9 protein-coding genes are annotated in these 11,580 nt (G+C 75.0%); 6 read left to right on the top strand and 3 right to left on the bottom strand.

What is annotated here, in order from left to right; genetic code table 11:
* The coding region (locus JZ5iCDA_RS11910) for an FAD-binding oxidoreductase (protein WP_139123088.1) at positions 1-1,369 on the top strand (1,369 nt) is incomplete at its 5' end.
* Positions 1,370-1,378: 9 nt separating this feature from the next.
* On the opposite strand, the gene JZ5iCDA_RS11905 is transcribed toward JZ5iCDA_RS11910, so the two are convergent.
* From JZ5iCDA_RS11905 to JZ5iCDA_RS11895, 3 genes are all read right to left on the bottom strand, one after another.
* Positions 1,379-2,665, bottom strand: coding sequence for a PrsW family intramembrane metalloprotease (locus JZ5iCDA_RS11905; protein WP_253182062.1), 1,287 nt, complete (start codon positions 2,663-2,665; stop codon positions 1,379-1,381).
* Positions 2,666-2,724: 59 nt separating this feature from the next.
* Positions 2,725-3,168, bottom strand: a complete 444-nt coding sequence (locus JZ5iCDA_RS11900; protein WP_069387371.1) for a DapH/DapD/GlmU-related protein — start codon at positions 3,166-3,168, stop codon at positions 2,725-2,727.
* A 146-nt stretch (positions 3,169-3,314) separates the two neighbouring features.
* Complete coding sequence (locus tag JZ5iCDA_RS11895) at positions 3,315-4,316, bottom strand: LacI family DNA-binding transcriptional regulator (RefSeq protein WP_069387370.1); 1,002 nt, start codon at positions 4,314-4,316, stop codon at positions 3,315-3,317.
* Positions 4,317-4,470: 154 nt separating this feature from the next.
* On the opposite strand from JZ5iCDA_RS11895, the gene JZ5iCDA_RS11890 reads away from it, so the two are divergent.
* From JZ5iCDA_RS11890 to JZ5iCDA_RS11870, 5 genes are all read left to right on the top strand, one after another.
* Entirely contained in the window at positions 4,471-5,766 is a 1,296-nt protein-coding gene (locus JZ5iCDA_RS11890) for an ABC transporter substrate-binding protein (protein ID WP_069387369.1), read from the top strand.
* 5 nt (positions 5,767-5,771) lie between these two features.
* Entirely contained in the window at positions 5,772-6,794 is a 1,023-nt protein-coding gene (locus JZ5iCDA_RS11885) for a carbohydrate ABC transporter permease (protein WP_436967403.1), read from the top strand.
* Positions 6,791-7,693 (top strand): carbohydrate ABC transporter permease, encoded by a 903-nt coding sequence (locus JZ5iCDA_RS11880; protein WP_069387368.1) that lies wholly within the window; start codon positions 6,791-6,793, stop codon positions 7,691-7,693. The genes JZ5iCDA_RS11885 and JZ5iCDA_RS11880 overlap by 4 nt, the downstream gene beginning before the upstream one ends.
* Before the next feature lie 45 nt (positions 7,694-7,738).
* Positions 7,739-10,201, top strand: a complete 2,463-nt coding sequence (locus JZ5iCDA_RS11875; RefSeq protein WP_069387367.1) for a glycoside hydrolase family 3 N-terminal domain-containing protein — start codon at positions 7,739-7,741, stop codon at positions 10,199-10,201.
* Positions 10,198-11,580 (top strand): glycoside hydrolase family 43 protein (locus tag JZ5iCDA_RS11870; RefSeq protein WP_069387366.1); only part of this gene is annotated, 1,383 nt, incomplete at its 3' end. The genes JZ5iCDA_RS11875 and JZ5iCDA_RS11870, both read left to right, overlap by 4 nt.

Here is an 11,580-nt window from a genome sequence, read left to right as displayed (position 1 = left end):
GCGCCGTCGCGCCGGCATCGACTACGACGCCGTCCCGCCGTCCCTCGCGGAGCGGGCCGTCGAGCCGGGCGACGCCGCGCACGTCGCCGTCCGGTCGACGTACCTGCGCGGCGGCACGCCCGGCCTCGTCCTGCGCCCGCGCGACACGGCGGAGGTCGTCGAGGCGCTCGCGTTCGCGCGCGCCCAGGAGGTGACGCGGCGCGTCCCGCTCTCGGTCCGCTCCGGTGGCCACGGCATCAGCGGGCGCTCCACGAACGACGGCGGGATCGTCGTCGACCTGGGTGCCCTGGACGCGATCGAGGTGCTCGACGAGCGCGAGCGCCTCGTGCGCCTGGGCCCGGGAGCACGCTGGGGCGACGTCGCCGCGGCGCTCGCGCCGCGCGGCTGGGCGATCACGTCCGGCGACTCCGGGGGCGTCGGCGTCGGCGGCCTGGCGACCGCGGGCGGCATCGGCTGGCTCGGGCGCGCGCACGGGCTGACGATCGACCACGTGCGGGCGGTCGAGATGGTGCTCGCCGACGGGTCCGTCGTCCGCGCGAGCGACACGGAGAACGCCGAGCTGTTCTGGGGCGTGCGGGGCGCGGGGGCGAACCTCGGGGTCGTGACGTCGTTCGAGCTCGTCGCCGCCGAGGTCCCGGCGGTCGGGTTCGCGCAGATGGTGCACGACGCGACGGACACGGCGGACTTCCTCGTGCGCTGGGGCGCGACGGTCGAGGCGACGCCGCGCGACACGACGAGCTTCCTCCTCATGGGCCGCCCGCGCCCCGGGCAGCCCGTCGTCGCGCAGACGATGACGATGGTCGACTCCGACGACCCGGACGTCGTGCTCGAGCGCCTGCAGCCGTTCGCGGCGTTCGCCCCGCTGCTCCAGCAGGCGACGGCGCAGGTCGTGCCCTACGACGCCGTCGTGCAGTCCCCGCCGCGGGGTCCGCACGGCGGCGAGGGGGAGCCCGTGGCCCGCTCGGGCCTTCTGGAGCACCTCACGCCGGCCGCGGCCTCCCGGCTCGCGGGGCTCGTGCTGCGCGGCGACACGTACTTCTTCCAGATCCGCTCGACCGGAGGGGCGGCGTCGGACGTGCCGGCCGACGCGACGGCGTACGCGCACCGGTCGGCGAACTTCTCGGTCGCCGCGATGGGCGCGAGCCATGCGCGGCTCGACGCCCGCTGGGACGCGCTCGCCGACCTGTTCGTCGGCTCCTACCTGAGCTTCGACACGGACCGGCGGCCGGAGCGGGTCGAGGACGCGTTCCCGCCCGCGACGCTCGACCGCCTGCGCGAGCTCAAGAGGCGCGTCGACCCGGGGAACCTGTTCCGCGACAACTTCCCGGTGCTGGGACCGGACGCGCTCGACGTCGTCCCGGTGCCGTAGGAGGCCCGCCTACCAGGTGCCCGGCGGGCGGGCGTGCGGGGCGGGGTGCGCCGGCACGAGACCGTGCGCGCCCCCGGGACCGCCCGGCGCCGCGGGCACGCGCGCGAGGAACGCGCGCCGCGTGACCCCCATGAGCGTGAGCAGGGCGCGGCGCTGCCCCTCGACGCGCCAGGGCTCGACGACGCCGCGCGCCACGCGGTCGTGCAGCAGCGCGAGCTCGGTCGCGGCCTGCTGGTAGTCGCGCATCGCCCGGGCCGCGCCCGCGCCCCCGGTCCGGCGCGCCCACTCGCGTGCCTTCCGGCGCGCGCCCAGGGTCGAGAGCATCGCGAGGTCGGGCGGCGCGACGAGCCCGGTCGGCTGGTAGGGCGCCAGGTGCCGGGCGATGGTCGTGACCATCCGCTTTCGGTCCTTGACGAGCACGACGACGAGCGTGACGAGGACGCCGAACCCGGCGAGGTAGGCGACGCCGAGGCCGACCGGGCCGAACCCGGTGGACCCGTTCCACAGCGCGTGCAGCGCGATCGCGGCGACGAGCCCGCCGAGCGGGGCGAGCACGCGGCGCGGACCGCGCGCCGTCATGGCCGCGCTCGCCACGCCGAGCCCGGTCAGCGCGGTGCACAGCGGGTGCAGGAGCGGGGACACGACCGCGCGCAGGACGAACGTCGGGCCCAGGGCGCCCGTCTGCGCGGCGGTGATGAAGTACGAGACGTTCTCGACGGCGGCGAACCCGAGCGCGACGACCGCCGCGTAGATGACGCCGTCGGTCCAGCCGTCGATCTCGTGCCGGCGGAACCACAGCATCCCGAACAGGATCCCGCCCTTGAGGACCTCCTCGACGACGGGCGCGACGACGGTCGCGACCGCGTACCAGCCGGCCTGCGCGCCGAGCAGCGGCGCGGCGAGGAGCTCGAGGCCGAGCGTGTTCACCAGCCCGGCCACGAGCGTGGCGATGCCCGCGCCCCACAGGAACGCGACGACGAGCGCGCTCGGCGGCTCCGGCTCGAGCCGGTCGAGCCACAGCACCGCGGGCAGCCAGACGCCGAGCGGCACGAGCGCGAGCATGAGCCCGACGCCGAACGACGCGCCGTCGAGCAGCGCGAGCGGCACGAGGCCGAGCAGGAGGCACACGCTCGCGACGGCGATCGTGACGATGGCCGCGACCGGGGCCTTGCCCGGCAGCCGCCCGTCGAGCACCGCGCGCGGGTCGAGGGGCGCGGGGCCGAGGGCAGGCTGGCCGGGCCGGCCGGGGGCGTGCGGGCGGGGCGGCCCGGGAGGGCCGGGAAGATGGTGGGTCACGCGGCGTGATGCTACGCAGTCCGCGTGCCCACGACGAGGTGCGAGGGGCGGGGGAGGGGCTACGCCGCGACGTCGTAGCCGCTGCGGCTCCCCGCCCGGCGACGCACGACCGCGTCGTCGGCGACGACGGTATCCGGCAGCAGGTGGACGTCCGCCTCGACGACGACGCGGCCGCCGACGCGCGCGCCGCTGCCCACGTGCGCGCGGTCGCCGACGGTGGTGCCGGGGCCGACGCGCACGTTGTCGCCGACGCGCACGTCGCGGCCGAGGGTGACGTCCTCGTCGAGCCAGCTCCCGGCGCCGACGCGGCAGCCGGGCTCGACGCGCGCACCGGCCTCGACGTAGGTGCCCTCGCCGACGGGGACGTCGTCGGGTACGTCGGCGCGCGGCGACACGAGGCCGCCGCCGGTGTGACGGACGTAGTGGAGGATCTCGCCGAAGTCGTTCTCGACCTGCACGCGGCGTGCGACGCGGCGGCGGGTTCCTCGGGCAGCCTGGACCATGTGACCTCCTCGGTCGGGTAGTCAGGATCTGCATGACATAACGTCCGGCGGGGCCTGAGGATTCCGACGCACGGGTGCGAGACCCGGGGAAACCGTGACGGTTCCGTGGTGCTCGCGCGCCGGTCCCGTGGTGGTTGGCGGTGCGGTCAGAGCGGGCGGGTGCTCCCGCGCACGACGAGGCTCGTGGGCAGCCGCAGGTGCGCGTCGCGCGGGCGGCCCTCGACGAGGTCGACCACCATGCGCAGCGCCTCCGCGCCCATCCGGTGGATCGGCTGGCTGACGGTCGTCAGCGGCGGATCGGTGAGCGCGGACTCCGGCACGTTGTCGAACCCGACGACCGAGACGTCGTCGGGCACGCGCAGGCCGAGCTCGCGCGCGACCTCCATCGTGCGGATGGCGGAGAGGTCGTTGGCCGCGAAGACGGCGGTCGGCCGGTCGGGCAGCGACAGGAGCTCGTGCGCGGGGAGGTCCGCGAGGTCGGGGCGGTAGCCGCCGACGCGCAGGAGGTCCGGGTCGACGGCGATCCCCGCGGCGCCCAGTGCCTCGCGGTAGCCCTGCTCGCGCAGGCGCGCGGACTCGAGGTCGGGGCGCCCGCCGAGGAACCCGATGCGCCGGTGCCCGAGCCCGATGAGGTGCTCGGTCGCGGCACGCGCGCCGGCGACGTTGTCGGAGTCGACCGTCGGGGGGCCGGACGGGCCGCGGTGCGGGTCGACCGCGACGACGGGGATCGAGCCGCCCGGCGCGACGACCGTCGGCGTCACGAGGATCGCGCCGTCGATGAGCGTGCCGGCGAGCCGCGAGAGGTAGCGCTGCTCCCAGCCGACGCGGTCGTCGCGTCGCAGCCCGCCGGAGTAGGCGAGCAGCTCGTAGCCCGTGTCCTCCACGGCCTCGGAGATGCCCTTGAGCAGCTCCGTGGAGAACGGCTCGAACTCCGCGACGAGGATGCCGATGACGTTGGTGCGCCGGCTGCGCAGGCTGCGCGCGACGATCGAGGACTCGTAGCCGAGCTCCGCGATGACCTCGTGGACGCGGGCCGAGGTCTCGGGCGCGACCCCGTACCGGTCGTTGATGACCTTCGAGACGGTGGCCACGGAGACGCCCGCGCTGCGCGCGACGTCGCCGATGGTCACTCTCCCGGTGGGTCGCATGGAGCAGACCCTAGCGTCTGCTCCGCGCCGCGCCCGGCAGAGGGAGCCGCGAGCCGTCGAGCGTGTCGAAACCGTTATCGACAACGATTGACACGGTATCTCGCCGCGCGCAAGACTCGCGGTGATCCGTCAACGACGACCGAGGAGATCCCCGATGACGAGGAACAGGCGCGCGGCCTCCGTGCTCGCGCTCGGTGCGACAGTCGCCCTGCTGGCCGGGGCGTGCGGCAGCGGTTCCGGAGGTGGCGAGGCGGAGGGCGACGGCGACGTCACCCTCACGTGGTGGCACAACTCCAACAACGAGCCCGGCAAGGGCTTCTACGAGCAGGTCGCGGCGGATTTCGAGGCCGCGAACCCCGGCGTCACGATCGACGTCCAGGCCATGCAGCACGAGGACATGCTCACGAAGCTCGACGCGGCGTTCCAGACCGGGGACACCCCCGACGTCTACATGGAGCGCGGCGGCGGCGAGCTCGCCGACCACGTCGAGGCCGGCCTCACGATGGATCTCTCCGAGGAGGCCGCCGACACGATCGAGAAGCTGGGCGGCTCGGTCGCGGGCTGGCAGGTCGAGGACCGGACGTACGCGCTGCCGTTCAGCGTCGGGGTCGTCGGGTTCTGGTACAACACCGCGCTGTTCGAGCAGGCGGGGATCACCGAGCCGCCGACGACGCAGGCCGAGCTCGACGAGGCGGTGCAGGCGCTCAAGGACGCGGGCATCGAGCCGATCTCCGTGGGCGCGGGCGACAAGTGGCCCGCCGCGCACTACTGGTACTACTACGGTCTGCGCCACTGCTCGCAGGACGTCCTGACCGACGCGGTCACCTCGCTCGACTTCTCCGACGAGTGCTTCCTGCGCGCGGGCGAGGACCTCGAGGCATTCATCGCCACCGAGCCCTTCAACGCGGGCTTCCTCGCCACGCCGGCGCAGTCCGGCCCGACGAGCGCGTCCGGGCTCCTCGCGACCGGCCAGGTCGCCATGGAGCTCGCGGGCCACTGGGAGCCCGGCGTGATGCAGGGGCTCACCGAGGACGGCGAGGGCCTGGGCGAGAACACGGGCTGGTTCGCGTTCCCCGCCGTCGACGGCGGCGACGGCGACCCCGCCGCGGCCCTGGGTGGCGGCGACGCGTGGGCGTGCGCGGCGGACGCGCCCCCGGAGTGCGTCGACTTCATCGAGTACCTGCTCTCCGACGAGGTCCAGACGGGCTTCGCCGAGAACTCGATGGGCCTGCCCACCAACCCCGCCGCGGGCGGCTCCGTCGCCGACCCCGCGCTCGCCGACCTGCTCACGGTCCGTGACGAGGCGCCGTACGTCCAGCTCTACTTCGACACGGCGTTCGGCGAGAACGTCGGCGGCGCGATGAACGACGAGATCGCGCTCATGTTCGCGGGCGAGGCGTCGCCGCAGGACGTCGTCGACGCGATCCAGTCCGCGGCCGGCACCGCGTGATGAGCGTGGCAGACGACGCGCGCACCCTCCGGGGTGCCGACGCGGCCGCTGCCACGCCCGGCACCGCCGTCCGTCCCGCCGCCGAGCGCGCTCCCGCGCAGCCGGCGGCGGGACGGGCCCCGGGCGGGCGCCGCGGCGTGAGCCCGGCGTGGCGCAAGCGGCTCGAGATCCTGTTCTTCGTCACCCCGGCGCTCGCGCTGTTCGCGGTGTTCGTCGTCGTGCCGGTCGTGCAGGCGGGGCGCTACTCGCTGTACGACTGGAACGGCCTCGGACCGATGGACGACTTCGTCGGGTTCCAGAACTACGTGCGCGCCCTCGGCGACGAGGTGTTCACGAGCGCCGTGCAGCACAACCTCACGATCGTCGTGCTGTCGATCGTCGTCCAGCTCCCGCTCGGTCTGGGCATCGCGCTCCTGCTGAACCGGGAGATGTGGGGACGCACGTTCCTGCGTGTCGTCATCTTCGTGCCGTACGTGCTCGCGGAGGTCGTCGCGGGCGTCGTGTGGTTCATGCTCCTGCAGCCGCGCGGCCCGGTCGACGCGCTCCTCGAGGCCGCGGGCCTCGGGAACGTCACGCAGCTGTGGCTCGGCGACCCGGACGTCGCGCTGTACACGGTGCTCGTCGTGCTCACGTGGAAGTACCTCGGCCTCGCGGTGATCCTCTTCCTCGCCGGGCTGCAGGGCGTGCCCGAGGAGCTCTACGAGGCCGCGCAGCTCGACGGCGCGTCGTGGTGGCAGGTGCAGCGCCGGATCACGATCCCGCTGCTCGGCCCGACCATCCGCACGTGGGGCTTCCTGTCGATGATCGGCTCGCTGCAGCTGTTCGACATGGTGTGGATCCTCACCCAGGGCGGCCCCGCGAACTCCACCGTGACCATGGCGACGTACCTCATCAACCAGGGCACCGACCGCAGCCTCTACGGCTACGCGTCCGCCGTGGCGGTGCTGCTGTTCGCCATCTCGTTCGTCCTCGCCGCGCTCTACCAGGTGTTCGTCCTGCGCCGCGACACCAAGGAGGCCACGTCATGACCGCCCCCGTCCTCGCGCCCCCGGCGGGCGCGGCGCCGACGTCCGGCGGCGAGCGGCCCCGGCACCGCCGGCGGGCGAACGCCTTCTCGGGCGGCAACCCGCTCGTCTACGCGATCGCGCTCGTCGTCGTCGCGGTGACGCTCGGCCCGGTCGTCTACGCGATCCTCGGCGGCTTCCGCACGAACGCGCAGCTGGCGTCGGAGCCCGTGAGCCTCCCGGACCCGTGGGTGCTGAGCAACTACACGACCGTGCTCGGGTCCGAGAGCTTCTGGCGGTACGCGCTGAACTCGACGGTCGTGGCGCTCGTGACGACGCTCGTGGTCACCGTCTTCGGCGTCATGGCCGCCTACCCGCTGGCCCGCTACCGCTTCCGCGGCCGGGAGGCGCTGTTCCTCGTGTTCACGCTCGGGCTGCTGTTCCCGCTGACGGTCGCGATCATCCCGCTGTTCCTCATGGTCCGGGACCTGCAGCTCAACAACACGTTCTGGGGCGTGGCCCTGCCGCAGGCGGCGTTCGCGCTGCCCATGACGATCGTCATCCTGCGGCCGTTCCTCATGGCGCTGCCCAAGGAGCTCGAGGAGGCGGCGCTGCTCGACGGCACCTCCCGCATCGGCTTCTTCTGGCGGATCCTCCTCCCGCTGTCCGGGCCCGGCATGGTCACCGTCGGCGTTCTCGCGTTCGTCGCGTCGTGGAACGCCTACCTCCTGCCGCTGCTCGTCCTCAACGACCCGGCGGCCAAGACCCTGCCGCTCGGCGTCGCCGACTTCTCGACCGAGCACGCCTCGGACACCGCGGGCGTCCTCGCGTTCACGTCGCTCGCGATGATCCCGGCGCTCGTGTTCTTCCTCGCGCTCGAGAAGCGCATCGTCAGCGGCCTCCAGGGCGCCGTCAAGGGCTGACACCGCCCCATCGCACCACCGCACCACCGAAGGAGAACCGGTCCCGTGACCGACGTCGTCCCCGCCGCCCCCACGGCGCCCCCGGCCCCCGCGGCCGCCCCGGCCCCCGCCGTCTCCGAGCGCGTCCGCGCGCTGCACGCACGCATGACGCTCGAGGAGAAGCTCGCCCAGCTCGTCGGCTACTGGATCGACCAGAACGGCACGGTCGCCCCGATGCAGTCGGAGATGACCGTGGGCCAGAAGGACCCGGGGCGGCTCGCCGAGATCACGCAGCACGGCATCGGCCACTACACGCGCGTCTACGGCACGCGACCCGTGGACCCGGCCGAGCGGGCCGCATGGCTGTGGGCGGAGCAGCGGCGCCTCGTGCGCGAGACGCGGCTCGGCATCCCCGCGATCGTCCACGAGGAGGCGCTCACCGGCCTCGCGGCGTGGCAGGCGGCGACGTACCCGACGCCGCTCGCGTGGGGCGCGTCGTTCGACCCGGAGCTCGTCGAGGAGATGGCCGCGCAGGTGGGCGCCTCGATGCGTGCGCTGGGCGTCCACCAGGCGCTCGCGCCCGTGCTCGACGTCGTGCGCGACCCCCGCTGGGGACGGGTCGACGAGTGCGTGGGCGAGGACCCGTACCTCGTCGGCACGGTCGGCACGGCGTACGTCCGCGGCATCCAGGGCGCGGGCGTGCACGCGACGCTCAAGCACTTCGTCGGCTACTCGGCCTCGCGCGGCGGCCGCAACCACGCGCCGGTGAGCGCCGGCCCGCGCGAGCTGGCCGACGTCTTTCTCCCGCCGTTCGAGATGGCCGTGCGCGACGGCGGTGCCCGGTCGGTCATGAACTCCTACGCCGAGATCGACGGCGTCCCCGTCGCCTCGAGCCGCGAGCTGCTCACGGACCTGCTGCGCGGGCGGTGGGGCTTCGACGGCGTCGTGGTCGCCGACTACTTCGCGGTCGCGTTCCTCGAGGTCATGCACCGCGTCGCGGCGGACCGCGGCGAGGCGGCGGCGCTCGCGCTCGCGGCGGGGATCGACGTCGAGCTGCCGACCGGCGACGCGTACCTCGAGCCGCTCGCCGAGCGGGTGCGCGCAGGGCTCGTGGACGAGGGGCTCGTCGACGGCGCCGTGCTCCGCGTCCTCGCCCAGAAGGAGGAGCTCGGCCTGCTCGACCCGGACGCCTTCGCCCGCGAGGCGCCGGCGCAGGTCGACCTGGACCCGCCGGCCCACCGCGCGACCGCGCGCCGCCTCGCGCAGGAGTCGCTCGTGCTGCTCGCGAACGACGGTGTGCTCCCGCTGGGCCGGGGCGGCACGGCCTCCCCGAGCGCCCTGTCGCGCGTGGCCGTCGTCGGGCCCAATGCCGACCGCGCCGAGGCGCTGCTCGGGTGCTACTCGTTCGTCAACCACGTGCTGGCCCACCACCCGGGTACACCGACCGGCATCGCGATCCCGACCGTCGTCGACGCGCTGCGCGACGCGCTGCCGGGCACGGAGGTCGTCCACGCGCCCGGGTGCGCGGTCGAGGGCGACGACACGAACGGTTTCGCGGAGGCGGTCGACGTCGTGCGCGGCGCCGACGTCGCGGTCGTGTGCGTCGGCGACGACGCAGGGCTGTTCGGGCGCGGGACGGTGGGGGAGGGCAACGACGTCGAGTCGCTCGAGCTGCCCGGCGTGCAGCGCGCGCTCGTGGCCGAGCTCGTCGCGACGGGCACGCCCGTCGTGCTCGTGCTCCTCACCGGCCGCCCGTACGCGATCGGCTGGGCGCTCGACGGCGACGGCGCGCGCCCGGCCGCGGTCGTCCAGGCGTTCTTCCCCGGCGAGGAGGGCGCGGGCGCGCTCGCCGACGTCCTCACCGGCGCGGCCACGCCGTCCGGGCGCCTGCCCGTCTCGCTGCCGCGCGCGGCGGGCGCGCAGCCGTACACGTACCTGCACCCGGTGCTCGGCGGGCCGTCGGACGTCACGTCGACCGACCCGACGCCCGTGCGGCCGTTCGGGTTCGGCCTGTCGTACACGACGTTCGCGTACGCGGACCTCGAGGTCGACGCGACCGCGCCGACAGACGGGTCCTTCACGGCAGCCGTCACCGTGACGAACACCGGCGACGTCGCCGGGACCGAGGTGGTCCAGCTCTACGGCCGCGACGTCCTCGGCTCGGTCCCGCGCCCGGTCGTCCAGCTCCTCGGGTACGCGCGCGTCGAGCTCGCGCCGGGGGAGTCCCGGCGCGTGCGCTTCCGCGTCCCGACGACGCGGCTCGCCTTCAGCGACCGGCGCCTCGTGCGGGTCGTCGAGCCGGGCGACGTCGAGGTGTGGGTCGCGGCGCACGCGGGCGTGAGCGCCCCGGGGCCGATCGACGACCTCACCGGCGGGGCGATCGTCGCGCAGGGCGCCACCGTGCGGCGTGCCCTGCCGGGCGCGACGACGCGGCGCGCCGTCGTCTCGCTCACGGGCGGGGTGCACGAGGTCGGCGCGGCGGACGCGCGGATCGTCGAGGTCGCGGTCGGGCCGGCGGGCGCGGCGTGACGGTCGCGCGCAACCCGGTCCTCCCGGGCTGCTACCCGGACCCGAGCGTGTGCCGCGTCGGCGACGACTTCTACCTCGTCACGTCGACCTTCGAGTACCTGCCCGGCCTGCCGGTGTTCCGCAGCCGCGACCTCGTGCGGTGGGAGCAGGTCGGCCACGTCGTGGACCGCCCCGGGCAGCTCGACTACGACGGCATCCGGTCGTCCGGCGGCCTCTACGCACCGACGCTGCGCCACCACGACGGCGTCTTCTGGCTCGTGTGCACGCTCGTCGGGCAGCGCGACGGCGCCCCCGGCGGCGACTTCGTCATGACGGCGACCGACCCGGCCGGCCCGTGGTCGGACCCGGTGTGGCTCGACACCCGGGGGCCGGACGGCACGCCCGGCATCGACCCGTCGCTGTTCTTCGACGCCGACGGGCGCGTGTGGCTGCACGGGACGCGGCTGCGCAGCGACCCGGAGTGGTACCACCAGACGGAGGTCTGGGTGCGCGAGCTGGACCGCGCGTCGATGCGCCTCGTCGGCCCGGAGCACGTCGTGTGGACGGGCGCCGTGCGGGGCGCGGTCTGGGCCGAGGGGCCGCACCTGTACCGCGTCGGCGACACGTACCTCCTGCTCGCCGCGGAGGGCGGGACCGAGATCCACCACGCGGTGTCGGTCGCCCGCGCGTCGTCGGTGACCGGCCCGTACGAGGGGTGCAAGGGCAACCCGGTCCTCACGCACCGTCACCTCGGGCGGGGGGCGGACGTGGTCGGGGTCGGCCACGCCGACCTCGTCGAGGCGCCCGACGGGTCGTGGTGGGCCGTGGTGCTCGGCATGCGGCCCTACGGCGGCTACCACTACCCGCTCGGGCGGGAGACGTTCCTCGTGCCGGTGGCGTGGGAGGACGGCTGGCCGGTCTTCGCGCCCGGCACCGGCCGGGTCCCGGACGAGGTGGACGTCCCGTTCGCGCCCGACGACGCGGTGCCGGGACCCGCGCAGGGCGTCGCGTCCGGCGTCGTGCCCCCGGGCGACCCGCGGTGGACGTCGGTGCGCGCGCTGCCCTCCGAGGTCGCGACGCCCCGCGGCGACGGATGGGACCTGCCGGTGCGGCCCGCGACGCTCGCCGGCACCGAGGTCGCGGCGTTCCTCGGCGTGCGGCTGCAGCACCGGGACGCCGACGTGCGCGCCCAGGTGCGCGCCGGCCTGCCCGCCGGCGAGAGCGTCGGGCTCGTCGTGCGCCAGTCCGAGGAGGACCACGTGCGCCTCGACGTCACCGGCGGTGACGCGCCGCGCGTCGTCGCCGTGCACCGCCGCGACGGGCAGGACACCACGCTCGGCGAGGCGGACCTCGGCGCGGTGCCGCCGGGCGCCGTCGTGACGCTCGCCCTCGCGGCCTGC

Source organism: Cellulosimicrobium cellulans, from assembly GCF_001722485.1.
Lineage (GTDB): Bacteria > Actinomycetota > Actinomycetes > Actinomycetales > Cellulomonadaceae > Cellulosimicrobium > Cellulosimicrobium cellulans_A.
This window is presented reverse-complemented; position numbering and strand designations above follow the sequence as displayed.

What these genes read in the sequence shown, in the direction of transcription:
- JZ5iCDA_RS11900 (WP_069387371.1), bottom strand. Translation starts at nt 3,168, where the DNA reads ATGGTCCAGGCTGCCCGAGGAACCCGCCGCCGCGTCGCACGCCGCGTG.
- JZ5iCDA_RS11895 (WP_069387370.1), bottom strand. Translation starts at nt 4,316, where the DNA reads ATGCGACCCACCGGGAGAGTGACCATCGGCGACGTCGCGCGCAGCGCG.
- JZ5iCDA_RS11890 (WP_069387369.1), top strand. Translation starts at nt 4,471, where the DNA reads ATGACGAGGAACAGGCGCGCGGCCTCCGTGCTCGCGCTCGGTGCGACA.
- JZ5iCDA_RS11880 (WP_069387368.1), top strand. Translation starts at nt 6,791, where the DNA reads ATGACCGCCCCCGTCCTCGCGCCCCCGGCGGGCGCGGCGCCGACGTCC.